A 17748-nucleotide genomic window follows, 5' to 3' on the forward strand; every position below is an offset into this window, starting at 1 on the left:
TTTGCGGTAATAACCTGATCGCCCTACCGAAAACAGCGCATGGCTGCATCACGCAAATAGCACAACAATTACTCTTGGTCGCCCAGCAGCACAGATTCAAGCGCGATTTCGATCATGTCGTTAAACGTCAACTGACGCTCTTCGGCTGATGTCTGCTCATGGGTACGGATGTGGTCAGAAACGGTGCAGATAGTCAGTGCTTTAGCACCAAACTCTGCCGCGACACCATAAATACCGGCCGCTTCCATCTCAACACCCAAAACACCGTATTTTTCCATCACATCAAACATGCTTGGATCTGGCGTGTAGAACAGGTCTGCCGAGAAGATGTTACCGACACGCACTTTAGTACCGCGCGCTTTTGCCGCATCAACCGCGTTACGCACCATATCAAAATCAGCGATTGCAGAAAAATCGTGATCTTTAAAGCGCATACGGTTCACTTTGGAATCAGTACAAGCACCCATACCGATGATCACTTCGCGCAGTTTCACATCCGTGCTCACCGCACCACATGAACCTACACGGATAATTTTCTTCACGCCGTATTCGGTAATCAGCTCTTTAGCATAAATAGAGCAGGATGGAATACCCATACCATGACCCATTACCGAAACTTTGCGTCCTTTATAAGTGCCGGTAAAACCCAGCATGCTGCGCACGTTAGTGACTTCGACTGCATCTTGCAAAAAGGTCTCTGCGATGTATTTTGCACGTAGCGGATCGCCCGGCATCAAAACAACATCAGCAAATGCACCGTTTTCAGCATTAATATGCGGAGTAGCCATGGTTATCGATTCCTTTATCGGTTATTTCTGTTGATCACTAAGATCGAATCAACAGGATCAGTAAACATCAAAGATCGTACACGAACACAGAATAATCAGCTAATTATTGCCCGTTATCTGGCTCAATTAACTTATCCTGATAGAACATTGGCATACCAAAATCCATTGCCGATGTTCCAAAATAAGCGGCCAGCGTCTGCCCGATATCCGCAAAGGTTTTCCGGCGGCCCAATGAACCGGCGGTAATTTTCGGGCCATACACCAGCACCGGAATGTGCTCGCGCGTATGATCAGAGCCCGGCCATGTTGGATCACAACCGTGATCTGCGGTCAGGATCAAAATGTCATCTTCACCCACCAGTGAGAGCATTTCCGGTAAACGGCGATCAAACAGCTCCAATGCCGCAGCATAACCAGCAACATCACGGCGATGACCGTATGAAGAGTCAAAATCAACAAAGTTGGTGAACACAATGGTGTTATCACCGGCCAGTTTCATCTCTTCAAGCGTGGCATCAAACAGCGCATCAATACCGGTAGCTTTCACTTTTTTGGTGATACCCACGTGTGCGTAAATATCAGCAATCTTACCTACCGACACCACTTGCCCGTGTTTCTCTTCAACCAGTTTTTGCAGCACTGTGATTGCCGGAGGCTCAACGGCCAAATCTTTTCGGTTGCCGGTACGCTGAAATTCACCCGGTTTATTACCGAGGAATGGGCGCGCAATCACACGGCCAATATTGTAGCCTTCCAGCTCTTCACGCACGATTTTGCACAGAGCGTACAGGTTATCTAACCCGTAGGTCTCTTCATGACAGGCAATCTGGAACACCGAATCGGCAGAGGTATAGAAAATCGGTTTGCCGGTTTTCATGTGCTCTTCGCCTAGCTCATCAAGAATTTGTGTACCCGAAGCGTGGCAATTTCCCAGATAACCGGGCAATTTAGCGCGGGTAACAATTTTCTCTAACAACTCAGCAGGAAAGCTGTTGTCATGATCAGAGAAATATCCCCAGTCAAACAACACAGGAACACCAGCAATTTCCCAGTGGCCTGATGGCGTATCTTTACCTGATGACAGCTCGGCCGCGTGGCCATAAGCCCCGATAATCTCAGCGTGCTCATCAAGCCCAACAGGGAATGTACCGGTTGACTCTTGTGCTGCTTTCCCCAGCCCTAAACGGCTAAGATTTGGCAACGTCAGCGGCCCTTTACGGCCATGATCAGCCTGACCATTGGCACAAGCCTGTGCAATATGGCCCAGTGTATCTGCACCCACATCACCAAATTTCACAGCATCTTCTGCTGCACCGATACCGAATGAGTCCAGCACCATTATAAAGGCACGTTTCATATATTCTGGCCTCTGTTTAGATAAGAGAGTCTACGCGAACGCGGCGATACACGGTCGGCATCGCTGCCGGTGCGTCGCGTTCAATATGGATTGCAGTCTGTACGGCCTGTGCCGCACTCTGCCAGTCTGATTCTGTTCGTGCATGGATCATGGCCAGCGGACGAGATGCGTCAACTGCATCGCCAAGGCGCAACACCTCAGTCAATCCGACGCTGTAATCAATCAGATCCGCTGCACTGCGGCGGCCACCACCCATACCTACCACTGCCATACCCAATGCTCGGGTATCCATCGCAGCGATAAAACCGTTATGTAAAGCATAAACCGGTTTGATAATGGAAGCCTGTGGTAAATAGGTATTGTAGCATTCGATAAAATCAATCGGTCCGCCAAGTTCGGCGATCATCCGGCCAAAGACTTCAGCCGCTTTTCCGTTATCCAGCACCGCATTCAGTTTTGCCTGTGCCTGTGCATCATTAGCCGCTAAACCAGAAACCTGCAACATTTCTGAACACAGCGCCATTGTCACTGCATACAAACGAGGATTACGGTGACGGCCGGTCAAAAACTCAACCGCCTCGCGCACCTCTACTGCATTACCCGCACTCGAGGCCAGCACTTGGTTCATGTCAGTCAGCAGCGCAGTAGTTTTGCACCCAGCACCGTTAGCCACACCCACAATAGATTGCGCCAGCGCCTCGGAAGCCTCATACGTTGGCATAAATGCGCCCGAGCCCACTTTAACATCCATCACTAAGGCATCTAAACCGGCAGCCAGTTTTTTCGATAAAATCGAGGCGGTAATCAGCGGAATCGAGTCAACTGTGGCGGTAATATCACGCGTGGCATAAAACCGCTTATCAGCCGGAGCAAGATCACCGGTCTGCCCGATAATTGCGACACCAACATCACGGGTAATCCGACGAAAACGCGCATTATCAGGGTGAATGTCATAACCGGGAATCGCTTCGAGTTTATCGAGCGTTCCGCCAGTATGCCCAAGCCCACGCCCCGAGATCATCGGCACATACCCACCGCACGCGGCAATCATCGGGCCAAGCATAAGTGAAGTCACATCACCGACACCGCCGGTCGAATGCTTATCCACAATCGGGCCGTTAAGATGTAGATCAGCCCACTGCAACACCATGCCGGAATCACGCATCGCCATGGTAAGTGCCACCCGTTCATCCATGGTCATATCATTAAAATAGATAGCCATGGCCAGAGCAGCAATTTGCCCTTCTGTAATGCTGTTATTAGCAACACCCTGAATAAAAAAACGGATCTCTGCACTGCTCAGGGCAATGCCATCACGCTTTTTGCGGATAATTTCTTGCGGCAGGAACATGGTTCACTCCCAAAGATTGGCGGTAACAGACCGCCTTGCTCGACAACATCACCCCAACGCACAAATACTCTCAGTAAGCAGCAATAAACACTGGGCAAGAGAGAATATCGTGTCACATTTTGCACTTTGCGTTTTGGTGAAGGTCAAAATAGCCGGTAAAGGGCGATAAAATCGCCCTTTTTAGTACCTGCCACATTAAAGGACTTGTCGCGTTTCAATACCAACCACGAATCAATGCCTAGCATGGCATAATACGGGTTACCGCAGTAAACAGCGGTAAATCAGTACTGGCTGTTGCTGGTTGCATCATGGCCCAGCGTATTGAGCAAACTGGCCAACAGGCTAGATGCACCAAAACGGAAATGGCGCTTATCTGCCCACGTCTCACCCAGAATATCCGCGGCCAATGCCAGATACTGCGCAGCCTCTTCAGCGGTGCGTACACCACCAGCAGGCTTAAAACCAACACGGTCGGCAACCTGCTTATCACGGATCACTTCCATCATAATGCGGGCAAATTCCAGCGTGGCATTGACAGGCACTTTACCGGTTGAGGTTTTAATAAAATCAGCACCTGCATCAATAGCAATTTCAGAAGCCTGACGGATCAGCGCATCTTCTTTTAGCTCACCGGTTTCAATAATCACTTTTAGCAGCACATGTGCGCCACAGGCATCTTTACACGCCTTCACCAGATCAAAGCCAACCTGTGCATTACCAGCCATCAGCGCGCGATATGGGAAAACCACATCCACTTCATCAGCACCGTATGCTACCGCAGCACGTGTTTCGGCCACTGCAATGGCAATATCATCATTACCGTGCGGGAAGTTAGTTACTGTGGCGATACTGATTTCCGGCGTACCTTGCTCGCGCAGGGTTTTACGGGCGATAGGAATAAAACGCGGATAAATACAGACCGCAGCCGTTTGACCGGCAGGGCTGTTAGCCTGCTGACACAGAGCAATGACTTTTTCATCGGTATCATTGTCATTTAGCGTAGTCAGATCCATCAAGCTCAGTGCACGTAATGCAGACATTTTGTTCTCAGTCATATAACTCTCCAACTCTACAAATCACTCAACATTTTGGGTATCGAACTTTTTCGATCACTGCGAGCGTTGGCGAGCGGACTTGGTTCCCTGAAGACTTGCGCAGCATGCAGTATTCAACTTGATAAAGGAAAGTGAAATACCGCAGCACTGCATCAATTGATATCCCTTTCACCGCACCCACCTGATCATCCTTCAGGTGTTAGGTTCCAGCGGTTTGCACGTACTTACCCACCAATTTCACAACACTGCTAACAGGGTTGCAATGAGAAGAAATTATAACATGAGCCGATTCACAAAATATCGTTCCGTAATCGATTACGTCACGTCTATTTTTTCCCAAAAAAATAACGCCACCGGATAAACGGTGGCGTTATTTCACAGAACAACCCTGTATTGCCTGTCGTGAATACGCGATTCAATACAGGCAATCAGTACACTTACAGTGCCAAGAAGAAACCGGCAATAGTTGCACTCATCAGGTTTGACAGTGTACCGGCTACAACCGCCAGCAGACCTAAACGTGCGATATCGTGACGACGGCTTGGCGCCATGCTGCCCAATCCACCCAGCAAAATTGCCACGGAAGAGAGGTTAGCAAAGCCACACAGAGCAAACGAGATAATCGCTTTAGTCTGTGCTGACAACACTTGCAGACCGGCAGCCGCCACTTCAGCGTCAGGCTTTAAGTACGGAGCAAAGTTCAGGTAAGCCACAAATTCGTTCACGATCACTTTTTGACCAATGAATGAACCTGCGATAGTTGCTTCAGACCAAGGCACACCGATAACGAAAGCCAGTGGTGAGAACAGATAGCCCAGAATCAGTTCCAGTGATAGCTGCGGATAACCGAACCAGCCACCCACACCCGCAAAAATGCCGTTAATCAGCGCAATCAGACCGATAAAGGCCAGCAGCATCGCACCTACGTTCAGCGCCAGTTGCATACCTGATGCCGCACCCGCTGCTGCCGCATCAATCACGTTGGCAGGCTTGTCTTCGCTATTGGCAGTGTCAATTTCGTTTGTGTCACGCTCTTGCTCAGTTTCCGGCACAATCAACTTAGCAAACAGCAAACCACCTGGTGCTGCCATGAAAGATGCCGCAATCAGATACTCAAGCGGTACACCCATAGAGGCGTAACCTGCCAATACTGAACCTGCCACTGATGCCAGACCACCACACATCACAGCAAACAGCTCAGATTTGGTCATTGTGCTGATATACGGGCGAACCACCAGCGGAGCTTCGGTCTGGCCAACAAAGATATTTGCTGTTGCAGACAGAGACTCAGTACGTGATGTACCCAGTGCCTTTTGCAAGCCACCACCGAGGATCTTAATCACCCACTGCATGATGCCTAAGTAGTACAGCACGGCAATCAGTGAAGAGAAGAACACGATAACCGGCAGAACGCGCAGTGCAAAAACAAAACCGCCGCCGCCGAATACTTCAAACATCTTGTCAGAGGTTAAACCACCGAACAGGAAGTTGATCCCCTCATTACCATAAGCAATCACATTTGCAACGGCTTCAGACATACCCAACAGAACGGCACGGCCGGCAGGAACATACAGAACAAACGCACCAATACAGACTTGGATAGCAAAAGCGCCACCGACTGTACGTAATTTAATGGCTTTACGGTTGCTGGAAAGCAGAACTGCGATTCCAATCAATACCGCCATACCGACGAGGCTCATAATCAATTGCATGGAAGGAGATCCCTATGGTCTGGACGCTGCAAATAATCGTATCGAAATACTTCAGGTGAATAAAAAGTGTAAACCACCTTGAAAACGGGGCACATTATACATACGGAAGGGGCATCTTTCTTTACTCTCATCACAAAAGTTATGGTGTTAGAGAAACAATTATCATAAACACTAGATCTCGATCACACTTAATCTTGCGAGTTCCAGTGCTGACGCGCGGTTAATCGCTTGCGTTCACTGTGATATCAAACAATTTCATGCTGTTTTTATACACAATTTCCGCTATCTCCTGCGGGCTTTCTGAACGTAATGCACACAATGCGGCAAAAATATCAACTAACCGTTCAGGACAATTCGGCTCACCTTGCCGACCACACACCGGCATATAAGGTGCATCAGTCTCCAGTACTAAGGCCGATAACGGCAATGCTGCTATCGCTGCACGGGTTTTATTCGCTCGTGGGTAAGTAATCACTCCGCCAACACCGATTGAGTAACCCAACCGTATAAATGCCAGAGCCTGTTCACGCGAACCGGAGAACGCATGTAACACGCCGGTGCGCTCAACCGGATACTGACGCAACTCACGCAGTAACAGATCATGAGTTTGCCGTGAATGCAGAATAACCGGCAATTCAAACTGATTCGCCAGCCGCAACTGCCGGCGTAAAAGCAGATACTGCGCATCCATATCCTGATTTAGCACCACCGCATCCAAACCAATCTCACCCAACGCCACCACCTTACGCGACGTCGGCAACTCTGCCGCCGACAGTGATTGTTGCTGTAATAACCGCTGCAACTGCGCCAATGCAGTATCAAGATAGGGTACCTGCGTATGCGGATGAATACCCAAGGCTGCATAAATATGCAAATAATGTGTCAGCGCCAACACCGTAGAAAAATTGTCTGGCCCAGTACTTGGTACCACTATTTTACTGACACCCGCCGCCTGCGCCGATTGCCATGCCGCTGCCGTATCAACCGCAAAAGGCGCGGCATCAAAATGGCAATGCGTATCAAAAAAACACGGACTATGCTGATTAAGCAGAGTAAGGTTATTTATCATGATATTGCTCTCCACCATCAGCAGTTCTGTTGCCTTACTGCGGGCCTCTATCTTGAATAGATCGTACTGAATAGCTCACACTGATTTGAGTCATCACACAGAGTTAACCCACACACAACAGATCACTTTTTTTAACCACTTTTCTGATCCCTTTCACTTGGTGGTTTTCGCCACCTGCTTTACTCTGTCAACAGCCGATTTATATGACGAAAGGATCGCCTATCATGTCAATCATCAATAAAGTACGCTGCGCACTGACCATGGGTCAGGGCGTCGCGCTGCCCGAACATTCACCCAAAGAGCAGGATAACCCCGTTACCCTGTTCCACAAATGGTATAACGATGCCAAAGAAGCCGGCATTATTTTACCCGAATCAATGACACTGGCGACCGTAGATGCCTCAGGCCAGCCCTCTGCACGCATTGTCCTGATGAAAGACTTCACCGAGCAGGGCATCACCTTTTACACCAACTATGACAGCCGCAAAGGCCATGAGCTCGAACAAAACCCGAAAGTTGCCTTGGTCTTTCACTGGAATATTCTGCAACGTCAGGTACGCATTGAAGGCACAGTCGAGCGCGTCAGCACCGAAACCTCTAATGCCTATTTTCACAGTCGGGCGCGCGGCAGCCAAATTGGTGCGTGGGCATCACACCAATCTCAACCACTGACTAACCGTCAAGAGCTTGAAGCACGGGAAGCTGAATTTGCCGAAAAATTTGCCAACGGTGAGATCCCGCTGCCACCTTACTGGGGCGGTTTTTTAGTTCGCCCGCATGCCATTGAATTATGGCAGGGTAAAGCCAGCCGCCTGCATGACCGTATCCGCTTTGAACAGCATCAGGGTACATGGCAACCGCAGCGTCTTAACCCATAAAAAAACCAGCACTGTATCGTAGAAATCAGGCTCTGCTCTGTTGTTTTTTAATCAAAAAAGCAAAGAAAAGAGCCTCTTTTTTTGCAGGATAAATACCCGTTCCCCAACCAAACCGCTTCGTACGCATCCTGTCTATACCCTATCGCCAAATACCTTCTTCGCTGTTTAGACTCAACACACATCAGCACATAAAGCTGAATTGACATCGCCGACGTTCAGCCGTTTTGTTACCGCCGCTTATGCTTATCCCATAACTAACGATAAGAATAAATAATCACACCAACCTACATATTTAGTGATTAACACTAAAAGTGTGATCAGTGACAGATGTTCATACATTAAGCGGTTGACAACTTTCCTTACAATGTGAAATATCAGATAACGGTGTCTGCATACGAAATGCGTGGAATCTCTATGCCACACATTGGCCGCACACACCTTCCCGCGTATTTAATTGTTTATTAGGTAATCAAGGAGTAAGTCATGCAAGAGTCAACCCGAGCACGTGTCGCCGCCATTATCGGTGCGTCAGCGTGTAATAAACGGGTGTTATCTGTCTATGATTATCAAGCGGGCCGCTACAAAAACACGCAGGTAAAGATCACTGAAGGGCGCATCAGCGGTTATGATCTGAATACCCAAAGTGGTTTCCAGACCCATAACAGTCGGGCCGGTAAACTCGATTTTTATGATGCACAAACACACGCCAAAGTGCAGCTTGAACTCAGTGGTAACCGATTTAAGGGTTATGATTTCCATACCGGAAAGTATTTTCACGGCAGCATTAACGGGCGCAACATCGGTCTTTACGATACCGAAACCGGTCGCCAGCACCACTATTCTGCCCGCTAGACAGAAACACCGTCTCAATCAAACAGAGAAAAATCAGTTTTATCCGATAGTTATACATAACTAATGATAAAACCCGTATTCACCGTCAGATCCAACCATAAAAAAAGCGCCTATCGGCGCTTTTTCATGTTGAGTAGCCATTAAATACCCAGTACTAACTCAGCATTAACCACAATAAGAGATGTAAATTAATGCTCACGGGTTTTGCGGAACTGTACATCAGGGTAACGCTCTTGGCTCAAGTTCAAATTGACCATTGTCGGTGCAATGTAGGTCAGATTATCGCCGCCATCAAGCGCCAGATTGACTTCATTCTTACGCTGGAATTCATCAAACTTCTTCACATCGGCACACTCAACCCAACGGGCCGTTGACACGTTAACCGACTCATACAAAGCATCAACGTTGTACTCTGATTTCAGGCGGGCAACCACCACATCAAACTGCAGCACACCAACCGCACCCACAATCAGATCATTACTAATCAGTGGGCGGAATACCTGTACCGCACCCTCTTCAGACAACTGAACCAACCCTTTGAGCAACTGCTTTTGTTTCAACGGATCACGCAGACGAATGCGGCGGAACAATTCAGGCGCAAAGTTAGGGATACCGGTAAAACGCATACCCTCACCCTGTGTAAAAGTATCACCAATCTGGATCGTGCCATGGTTGTGCAGACCGATAATATCGCCCGCATACGCCACTTCCGCATGCTCACGGTCACCGGCCATAAAGGTCAGTGCATCAGAGATCACCACCTCTTTGCCCAGACGCACATGGCGCAGCTTCATGCCTTTTTCATATTTGCCGGAGACAATCCGCATAAAGGCCACACGGTCACGGTGCTTCGGATCCATATTTGCCTGGATCTTAAACACAAAACCGGTAAATTTCTCTTCCGTAGCCGCCACTTCACGGCTATCTGTTTTACGCGGCATAGGCGTTGGTGCCCACTCAACCAAACCGTCGAGCATATGATCAACACCAAAGTTACCCAGTGCTGTACCAAAAAAGACCGGCGTTAAGCTGCCGTCTAAAAATGCCTGTTGATCAAACTCATTTGACGCACCCTGCACTAACTCTAACTCTTCACGCAGTTGTGCCGCCAAATCTTCGCCCACTGCATTATCAAGCTCTGCTGTGTGCAACCCTTTGATAATACGAACTTCCTGAATCGTATGACCCATACCGGTTTGATACAGATACGCTTCATCTTTATACAGATGATACACACCCTTAAATAACTTACCGCAGCCAATTGGCCAAGTAATCGGCGCACACGCAATTTTCAGCTCGCTCTCAACTTCATCAAGCAGCTCAAGCGGATCACGGATATCACGGTCAAGTTTATTCATAAACGTGAGGATCGGCGTATCACGTAAACGGGTCACTTCCATCAGCTTGCGTGTACGATCTTCAACACCTTTAGCCGCATCAATCACCATCAGACAGCAGTCTACTGCGGTCAGAGTACGGTAGGTATCTTCAGAGAAATCCTCATGCCCCGGCGTATCGAGTAAGTTTACCAGCATCTCTTTATACGGAAACTGCATGACCGACGTGGTAATTGAGATCCCGCGCTGCTTCTCCATCTCCATCCAGTCAGATTTTGCATGCTGGTTTGAACCACGCCCTTTCACCGTACCGGCGGTTTGGATAGCCTGCCCGAATAACAACACTTTTTCAGTGATCGTTGTTTTACCGGCATCCGGGTGAGAGATAATTGCAAACGTGCGGCGAGTCGCCACTTCCTCTAGATATGACATAAAACTTGGCAAATCCTGTGATCAATTTAAGGGATACAAAGCCGTTATCTCTTGCTGCACCCTTTCTATATAGGCAATAGACAGCCTCACCGCTGTGTGGTGCTCTTCACACACAGCCATGACGCATATATCCGCATAGAGATTCAGTTCAGAGACAGCGCATCAGAAATAGCGCAGACGCGTTTCAGTTCAACAACGCAACACACCAAACGCTCAGAAGGGCGAAATTATAGCCGAAAAGCCGTGCGCCGTCAGCCTAATGGCAGCGCCATAATCACCGCATTTTCACGCCCCTGTGCACACGGGTAGTAATTGCGGCGAACCGTCACCTCATTAAACCCTTCTCGCTCATATAATGCACGAGCGCGCAGATTAGACTCGCGAACTTCCAGCCACAATGTCAGCACATCCTGTGTCGCTAATAATTCACCCAAATGACGCAATAGCTGTAACCCCAATCCTTGACCTTGCCACTGGGGTGCTATCGCAATATTAAACAGTGTAGCCTCGTCCAAAATAACCTGTGTAATGGCAAAACCCACCAATTGGCCATCTTTTAGCAACTTTACATTGATATAACGTTCGCCAAAATTATCTTGAAACGTCTTTTCACTCCACGGAAATGCATGCGCCGCCACCTCTATGGCATAGGCCTGCGGCCACTCATCAGCCTCTAACGTGGTAATTTGAACACTCATTTGGTTTATCCGTTACGGGTCATTATTTATGTCTGATAACCAGACTTACGCAGAAACCGATTGGCGCTCATAGCCTACAATCTGCTGCCATAACTGCTTTTTCGCCACATCACTGTCCACCAACGTAGACAACGCTGCTGAATACAACTGCCGGCAGCCACTCAACGGCACACCTTCACTGCCCATTAGCCACAACCAGCATGCATGCTCTACATGCAAAAAATCATACTGTGCAGGCCGCACATGGCAAACGTGCTCAGAAGTCACCTGCAACGTCCGCAGCACATCCTCAAACAATCTGCCTGTCGGCAACTCGGCCGCCACCACAATAAGCTGAATCTGCGCATCAACCCGCACCGCAGCATCACCTTGCAGCGCAGCCGGTTGACGCAATTGCCACTGCGTGATCCCCATCTGCTGTAAGATCCAGTCGCGTCTTTCGCTCATACCGCCCTCTTACACACCCAATCGCAGTAATAATATGGTATCAGACCGACAGAAGCAGTCACAGCTACGTGAAGATCCTTTATAATCGCTTTTTATCTAATAACATTGAGAAAACGCCATGCTGTGCCCTGCCAGTGAAGTTTTGCTACGCCACGAAGATGAATTTTCATCTCGCCACATTCTGTTTGCCGGAGATCTGCAAGATGAATACCCTTTGCAAATCAGTGCAGCACACGTGCAAGTGCACACCGCACATTTTGGCCGCTGGCTGACGTTACAACCAAAACTGGGTCAAGCAGCAACCTTTGGTCTGACGTTGGATGCAGAGCAACTGCGCAGTATTGATACACTGATCTACTACTGGCCAAAAACCAAACAAGAAGCCCTGATGCAGATGACACAACTGCTCAGCATACTGCCTGTGGGTATTGATATTTTCGTCATTGGTGAAAACCGCGCCGGTGTTCGCTCGGCAGAAACACTGCTTGCCCCATTTGGTGCAGTACATAAAATTGACTCTGCTCGCCGCTGTGGTTTATATCACTTCACACTGCAACAGCAAGCCCACTATTCACTGGCCGACTGGTGGCACAGCTATACCCTCAATGATCTGCAAATCCACGCTCTTGCCGGTGTATTTAGCAGCAATGAACTTGATATTGGATCCCGTATTTTATTGTCAACCATCACAACCCCAGTCAACGGGAATGTGCTTGATCTCGGCTGCGGTGCCGGTGTAATTGGTACACAATTAGCGCGTAACAACCCTGATATCACCCTAACATTAAGTGATATCAACGCCATGGCATTAGAATCAGCACGGGTCACGGCCGAACAAAACCAGATCAGCGCGACCGTCGTCGCCAGTGATGTCTTCTCTGCATTTAACACACAAACTCAAGGCTCACAGCCACTGTTTGATCTGATTATCTCAAACCCACCGTTCCATGATGGCTTAAGCACCTCATATCTCGCCACGGAAACACTGATCAAGCAAGCACCACAACATTTGCGTGAAGGCGGAGAACTGCGGATCGTTGCCAACGCATTTTTACCCTACCCTGATTTGCTCGATAGCGTATTTGGCAGCCATCAGGTTATTGCCCAAACCGGTAAGTTTAAAGTTTACCGCGCGGTAAAACAGACCAAACGTGGAAAGTGATGTATTTTCCAGCAAACATGGCTTTATTTGTCTGTTTTAATAATTAATGATTGACGCAACGGGGGAAATCGCTAAAAATGCGCCCCCGTAGTTGATCTGATTTATAGATGATGTTCAACTCGGCAAAGCAACAAAATCGCAGTGATAATAACGCGATAGCAGAATTAACATGCAGTATGCGAAGGTGGCGGAATCGGTAGACGCGCTAGCTTCAGGTGTTAGTGTCTTAACGGACGTGAGGGTTCAAGTCCCTCTCTTCGCACCACATCGTGTTATTCGGTTATTGATATTCATCCGGTTTACAGCTTTGACAGTCAGTGAAAATGCAATGCGAAGGTGGCGGAATCGGTAGACGCGCTAGCTTCAGGTGTTAGTGTCCTAACGGACGTGAGGGTTCAAGTCCCTCTTTTCGCACCAAATTCCTGACAAATTTCTGATGATATATGCGAAGGTGGCGGAATCGGTAGACGCGCTAGCTTCAGGTGTTAGTGTCTTAACGGACGTGAGGGTTCAAGTCCCTCTCTTCGCACCATACATCAGAATCGCGCAATCAATCGCGTTCAATAAACGGAACGGCAATCTGTGTATAGATAAATAGATAGATTGTGCAAACGCAACAAGCAAGACTAAGCAACATACCAGTGCGAAGGTGGCGGAATCGGTAGACGCGCTAGCTTCAGGTGTTAGTGTCCTAACGGACGTGAGGGTTCAAGTCCCTCTCTTCGCACCAACAATTAACGGCGAGAGCCGTTTTTTTGTGCCTAAATTTCAGCCAACCAACCATTTCAGCGTCTTATTTATCTCTGCATATCCTGCCAATGGCCTCTTTCTTCTCTACTTCTCTATTAATACCCCGTAAAAAACGTCAAATTACATACCTAGTATAATTTCACTTTTCATGCTCTTTATTCACAATATTTGCGCAGAGAAGCACACTATTTGGCCTCTTTGATTGCAGACATCTTGTCATTCACGTTAAAACAGCACATCCCTGTTTTTCCGGATACGAGATAATTTAACGAGCAATGGCATTAAAATCCCTCTTTTATAAAAAACTACAACCCAAACTGATGTTGGCATTTTTGCTCATCGGTACGATCCCGTTTAGCCTTACGGCATGGTTTTTATTAAAAGTACATGCCACCGATCTAACCGAGCAAACCAATAACTATCTCGTTGCGGCTCGTGATATTAAAAAAAACCAGTTAAACGACTACTTTCACTCCCTTGAAGAGCAAGTCCTCGGCTTTGTGAATACCGAACTCGCCTCGGCAGCCGGAGGGCGTTTTTATGGTCTCGTAAACGCCTTTCAAATGCTCGGCGATAACGATGAACAAGCCCGAATGAATGCCCAAAACCGCTACATCCCCGGCAGCGGAGATAAACCCAGCACCCGCCTGAGCGCCGAAACCCCGCAAGGATACGGTGCGTATGTCGGCAGTGAGCGCTATAGGTTACTGCACAGCCGTTTTCACCCTTCATTTGTTGAAAAATTGCGGTTCTCTGATTTTTCAGACATCTTAATTGCCAATACACAGGGCGATATTGTCTATTCGGTGATGAAAAACCGTAACTTTGGCACTAACTTACTGCAAGGCCCGTGGAAAAGCAGCCCCTTATCAGAGGCCTTCAAGCAGACTCTTTTAGCCGCAGAACAGCACACCACCCAAGCTAATAAACTGAAAAAAACACCGCTAATATTTATCGATTTTGCCGTAGACCCCATCACTAAAGAGCATGTGGCCTACCTTGCCGCACCGGTTGAGCAAAATGGCTATTTACACTCTATTTTCATCTTCCAGCTAACAAAACGTAAATTAAACAGCATCTTAAGTGATGCTCAACTGCTCGGTAAAACCAGCTCTATTATTCTAGTCGGACACGATAATATAGCCCGAGGCGTCACGCCGATGTATGCCCAGCAAACAGCACAACCTCAGCCGTTAACCGGCCCATTAATTCAACAAGTTACCGCAGGAAAAACCGGCAACGGCAACAGCATATCTATTAATGGTGCACCGGTAATAGCCGCCTTTACACCACTCTCAGTCTTCGGACAATCATGGGGGTTGATTACCGAAACCAAAGCAGAAGAGGCATTTGCACGGATAGAATCAGCCAAAAAGCTCTTTTTAGCCATTATGATGCTCACACTGGCGGCCGTTATTTTGGTCTCCCACTGGTTATCCAACTCAATTACCGCCCCCATTAAACAGTTAATGGATGCCGCCAAAGAAGTGTCTGATGGCAATCTTGATCACCCGATTGCAGGGCAAAATCGTGATGATGAGCTCGGCAGTCTGGCGAAAAGTTTTGCCTTTATGCAGGCCTCTATCCGCGATCAACTCGACCTGATTAAAGCGCAAAATGATGAATTAGCTCAAAAGGTGGCGGTCATTGAAATTCAAAACACCGAACTACAGGCTGCCGATAAACTGAAAGATGAGTTTCTGGCCAACACCTCACATGAGCTTCGTACCCCTTTGCACGGAATGCTTGGTATTGCAGAATCCATGCTGGCAGGAGCTGTTGGCGTGCTCACTCCACAGCAAGAACATCAACTAGCTATGATAGCCAAAAGCGGTCACCGTCTCTCTAAACTGGTCAATGAACTGCTCGACTACCATAAAATGCGCTACGGCGATCTCTCGCTGCACGTACAACCGGTTGATGTCAGCGCTGCTGCCAGTGTCGTTATCGAGCTATCACAGCATCTGTTAACAGATAAACCGGTCAAAATTATTAACCGCATATCAGCACAAACCCCGCATGTTATTGCTGACGAACAGCGGCTAGAACAGATTTTGTATAACCTACTTGGCAACGCCATCAAATTTACCAGTGAAGGTAAAATCATTCTCTCTGCCGAACAGCATGATGACTCACTGGTCATATCGGTTCGCGATACTGGGCAGGGTATTCAACCTGAGATGGTTCAGGCTATTTTCGAACCGTTGGTCCAAGCCAGTCGGCAAAGTATCGGATCTGGCCTGGGTCTTGGGCTGAGTATTAGCCGACAATTAGTCGAGCTCATGCAAGGCTCACTCAGCGTACAAACCGAACCTATGATAGGCTCAACATTCCGGTTTACCCTGCCGTTGTCGCAGACCACCGTATCGGAAAAACAGCCTCTAAATGCGGCGCATACGGCAGATTCCGTCGGCTCAACAAACACGATGACCGAACCGACAGACCATACTGCGGTGCGTGTGGCCGCTACACCAAACACCCCGATCATTCCTACACTATTCGCCACTCATCCTATTAATGATCCACTTGCACCACATATCCTGATTGTTGATGACGAACCGATTAATATCCAGATCCTCTATAACTACCTGAGTTTGTCAGGCTTTAACCTGTGCAGCGTTACCCACGGGGAAGACGCTATTCGCTACTGCCTAGAGCATGAACCTGATCTGGTATTACTCGATGTGATGATGCCGGAGATCACCGGTTATGATGTCTGTAAAGCACTGCGCGAACACTTTGACCGCGTGCAACTGCCGATTATTATGCTAACCGCTCTCAGCCAGCCGGAAGAGATCGTCCGAGGTTTCAGCGCCGGTGCCAATGATTACCTGACCAAGCCCTTCTGCCAAGATGAGTTGCTTGCCCGTATCCAAACTCAGCTTGATACCCAAAAAATTGCCGGCATTCAACAAGAAAATCGGCAATTGCAACAAACCCTTAAACAAGAGCAGACACTGATCAGCAGCTTAAAAAGTCTACAGCAACGCCTGCTTACCCTGCTTGAACACAGCATAGAACCTATTTTACTGACCGATATCAACGGTAATATCAAACTGGCAAATAAAGCGGCACAACTGCTACTGCATACGCCGGATAACGAACTCACACAGCACTCACTCAATGATTGGCTGCACCAACCGCTGTCAGCACTTCTTCCCTCATCGCATGAGTTTTATCAGGGTGATATTACCCTGACAATCAATGGTGAGCCTCGGGAACATGCCATCCAGCTATCACGTTTGCCGGCTAGCACCGACCTCGGTTATCTGGTTATTTTCAAACACGGCGCAACCTTACCTAATCAGCGCGTACAAACTCTTGAGAATGCGTTGGAATCTCTGGCAACCTTTGCACATAACGGCAATCAAGCCGATCTTGAACAACTGCGCGCCTTAGGCAGTGAATTTGCAGAACTGGCCGAACGTCTACAGGGCAGCGAAGAGCGTGATGCCAAATTACGTGAAGTCATTGTCAATGCAATGAAAATCACCCTAACATACTGGGAAGAGAGCAGCGGAAAAGGAAAGTTTGATCTGGCCGAACAGAGCGGATTATGGCGGGTCTATATTGACCGTGGCACGCTACAAACACGCACATTAGATAAATACCTACAAATTGAAACGCTGCCAAAAACACCGCGCTGGCGTACGGTCTTAAGCACCCTTGATTTTGTCTTACAGCACAGTAAAAAACGAAATGATAATCGTACGGTACTTGAAAACCTACGCCAACAACTGCAACAGCTCTTAAAATAACCCCCCTTTGTCGGCAGCCTCAGTGCTGCCGACTAGGTCACCCGCACGATATTCAACGCACCATACTGAAAGCTGTAAACTCACAATATCGGCTTGCAACAA

13 protein-coding genes and 4 tRNA genes are annotated in these 17748 nt (G+C 48.2%); 8 read left to right on the top strand and 9 right to left on the bottom strand.

Annotated elements, in window-relative coordinates:
* Positions 1 to 68 precede the first annotated feature (68 nt).
* The 6 genes from deoD to ACRC27_RS09030 form a co-directional block, all read right to left on the bottom strand.
* Positions 69 to 788 carry a purine-nucleoside phosphorylase gene (deoD, locus tag ACRC27_RS09005; protein ID WP_438622419.1) on the bottom strand — a complete coding sequence of 240 codons (720 nt, stop codon included), beginning with the start codon at positions 786 to 788 and terminating at the stop codon, positions 69 to 71.
* A gap of 103 nt (positions 789 to 891) precedes the next feature.
* Positions 892 to 2145 carry a phosphopentomutase gene (deoB, locus tag ACRC27_RS09010; RefSeq protein WP_438629689.1) on the bottom strand — a complete coding sequence of 418 codons (1254 nt, stop codon included), beginning with the start codon at positions 2143 to 2145 and terminating at the stop codon, positions 892 to 894.
* 16 nt (positions 2146 to 2161) lie between these two features.
* Positions 2162 to 3496, bottom strand: coding sequence for a thymidine phosphorylase (gene deoA / locus ACRC27_RS09015; protein WP_438639725.1), 1335 nt, complete (start codon positions 3494 to 3496; stop codon positions 2162 to 2164).
* A gap of 281 nt (positions 3497 to 3777) precedes the next feature.
* Positions 3778 to 4551: a deoxyribose-phosphate aldolase gene (gene deoC, locus ACRC27_RS09020; RefSeq protein ID WP_438622422.1), complete on the bottom strand. Its 774-nt coding sequence runs from the start codon at positions 4549 to 4551 to the stop codon at positions 3778 to 3780.
* 437 nt (positions 4552 to 4988) lie between these two features.
* Positions 4989 to 6263, bottom strand: a complete 1275-nt coding sequence (locus ACRC27_RS09025) for a NupC/NupG family nucleoside CNT transporter (RefSeq protein ID WP_438622423.1) — start codon at positions 6261 to 6263, stop codon at positions 4989 to 4991.
* 220 nt (positions 6264 to 6483) lie between these two features.
* Positions 6484 to 7332, bottom strand: coding sequence for a TatD family hydrolase (locus ACRC27_RS09030; protein WP_438639726.1), 849 nt, complete (start codon positions 7330 to 7332; stop codon positions 6484 to 6486).
* Between the two features lie 224 nt (positions 7333 to 7556).
* On the opposite strand from ACRC27_RS09030, the gene pdxH reads away from it, so the two are divergent.
* Entirely contained in the window at positions 7557 to 8210 is a 654-nt protein-coding gene (pdxH, locus tag ACRC27_RS09035) for a pyridoxamine 5'-phosphate oxidase (RefSeq protein ID WP_438622425.1), read from the top strand.
* Between the two features lie 483 nt (positions 8211 to 8693).
* Positions 8694 to 9062, top strand: a complete 369-nt coding sequence (locus tag ACRC27_RS09040; protein ID WP_438622426.1) for a hypothetical protein — start codon at positions 8694 to 8696, stop codon at positions 9060 to 9062.
* 188 nt (positions 9063 to 9250) lie between these two features.
* Here ACRC27_RS09040 and prfC read toward each other — a convergent pair whose 3' ends face one another.
* The 3 genes from prfC to ACRC27_RS09055 form a co-directional block, all read right to left on the bottom strand.
* Positions 9251 to 10831: a peptide chain release factor 3 gene (prfC, locus tag ACRC27_RS09045; protein ID WP_438622427.1), complete on the bottom strand. Its 1581-nt coding sequence runs from the start codon at positions 10829 to 10831 to the stop codon at positions 9251 to 9253.
* A gap of 251 nt (positions 10832 to 11082) precedes the next feature.
* On the bottom strand, positions 11083 to 11529 hold the full coding sequence (rimI, locus tag ACRC27_RS09050; protein WP_438629697.1) for a ribosomal protein S18-alanine N-acetyltransferase: 447 nt from the start codon (positions 11527 to 11529) through the stop codon (positions 11083 to 11085).
* Between the two features lie 45 nt (positions 11530 to 11574).
* Positions 11575 to 11976 carry a DNA polymerase III subunit psi gene (locus ACRC27_RS09055; protein ID WP_438629699.1) on the bottom strand — a complete coding sequence of 134 codons (402 nt, stop codon included), beginning with the start codon at positions 11974 to 11976 and terminating at the stop codon, positions 11575 to 11577.
* A 118-nt stretch (positions 11977 to 12094) separates the two neighbouring features.
* Between ACRC27_RS09055 and rsmC the strand changes: the two genes are divergently transcribed.
* The 6 genes from rsmC (at position 12095) to ACRC27_RS09085 (ending at position 17646) form a co-directional block, all read left to right on the top strand.
* Positions 12095 to 13138 carry a 16S rRNA (guanine(1207)-N(2))-methyltransferase RsmC gene (rsmC, locus tag ACRC27_RS09060; RefSeq protein ID WP_438629701.1) on the top strand — a complete coding sequence of 348 codons (1044 nt, stop codon included), beginning with the start codon at positions 12095 to 12097 and terminating at the stop codon, positions 13136 to 13138.
* 178 nt (positions 13139 to 13316) lie between these two features.
* Positions 13317 to 13403: transfer RNA gene (locus ACRC27_RS09065), tRNA-Leu, on the top strand.
* A gap of 65 nt (positions 13404 to 13468) precedes the next feature.
* Positions 13469 to 13555: transfer RNA gene (locus tag ACRC27_RS09070), tRNA-Leu, on the top strand.
* A 28-nt stretch (positions 13556 to 13583) separates the two neighbouring features.
* Positions 13584 to 13670: transfer RNA gene (locus tag ACRC27_RS09075), tRNA-Leu, on the top strand.
* A gap of 111 nt (positions 13671 to 13781) precedes the next feature.
* Positions 13782 to 13868: transfer RNA gene (locus tag ACRC27_RS09080), tRNA-Leu, on the top strand.
* 295 nt (positions 13869 to 14163) lie between these two features.
* Positions 14164 to 17646 carry a response regulator gene (locus ACRC27_RS09085; protein ID WP_438639727.1) on the top strand — a complete coding sequence of 1161 codons (3483 nt, stop codon included), beginning with the start codon at positions 14164 to 14166 and terminating at the stop codon, positions 17644 to 17646.
* The last annotated feature ends 102 nt before the right edge of the window (positions 17647 to 17748 follow it).

It is taken from the genome of Plesiomonas sp. (assembly GCF_051650925.1).
Taxonomy (GTDB): Bacteria; Pseudomonadota; Gammaproteobacteria; order Enterobacterales; family CAMTGL01; genus Plesiomonas.

Coding starts and splice junctions, on each gene's coding strand:
- ACRC27_RS09025 (WP_438622423.1), bottom strand. CDS start 6,263: ATGCAATTGATTATGAGCCTCGTCGGTATGGCGGTATTGATTGGAATC.
- ACRC27_RS09030 (WP_438639726.1), bottom strand. CDS start 7,332: ATGATAAATAACCTTACTCTGCTTAATCAGCATAGTCCGTGTTTTTTT.
- pdxH (WP_438622425.1), top strand. CDS start 7,557: ATGTCAATCATCAATAAAGTACGCTGCGCACTGACCATGGGTCAGGGC.
- ACRC27_RS09040 (WP_438622426.1), top strand. CDS start 8,694: ATGCAAGAGTCAACCCGAGCACGTGTCGCCGCCATTATCGGTGCGTCA.
- rsmC (WP_438629701.1), top strand. CDS start 12,095: ATGCTGTGCCCTGCCAGTGAAGTTTTGCTACGCCACGAAGATGAATTT.
- rimI (WP_438629697.1), bottom strand. CDS start 11,529: ATGAGTGTTCAAATTACCACGTTAGAGGCTGATGAGTGGCCGCAGGCC.
- prfC (WP_438622427.1), bottom strand. CDS start 10,831: ATGTCATATCTAGAGGAAGTGGCGACTCGCCGCACGTTTGCAATTATC.
- deoB (WP_438629689.1), bottom strand. CDS start 2,145: ATGAAACGTGCCTTTATAATGGTGCTGGACTCATTCGGTATCGGTGCA.
- deoD (WP_438622419.1), bottom strand. CDS start 788: ATGGCTACTCCGCATATTAATGCTGAAAACGGTGCATTTGCTGATGTT.
- ACRC27_RS09085 (WP_438639727.1), top strand. CDS start 14,164: ATGGCATTAAAATCCCTCTTTTATAAAAAACTACAACCCAAACTGATG.
- deoA (WP_438639725.1), bottom strand. CDS start 3,496: ATGTTCCTGCCGCAAGAAATTATCCGCAAAAAGCGTGATGGCATTGCC.
- deoC (WP_438622422.1), bottom strand. CDS start 4,551: ATGACTGAGAACAAAATGTCTGCATTACGTGCACTGAGCTTGATGGAT.
- ACRC27_RS09055 (WP_438629699.1), bottom strand. CDS start 11,976: ATGAGCGAAAGACGCGACTGGATCTTACAGCAGATGGGGATCACGCAG.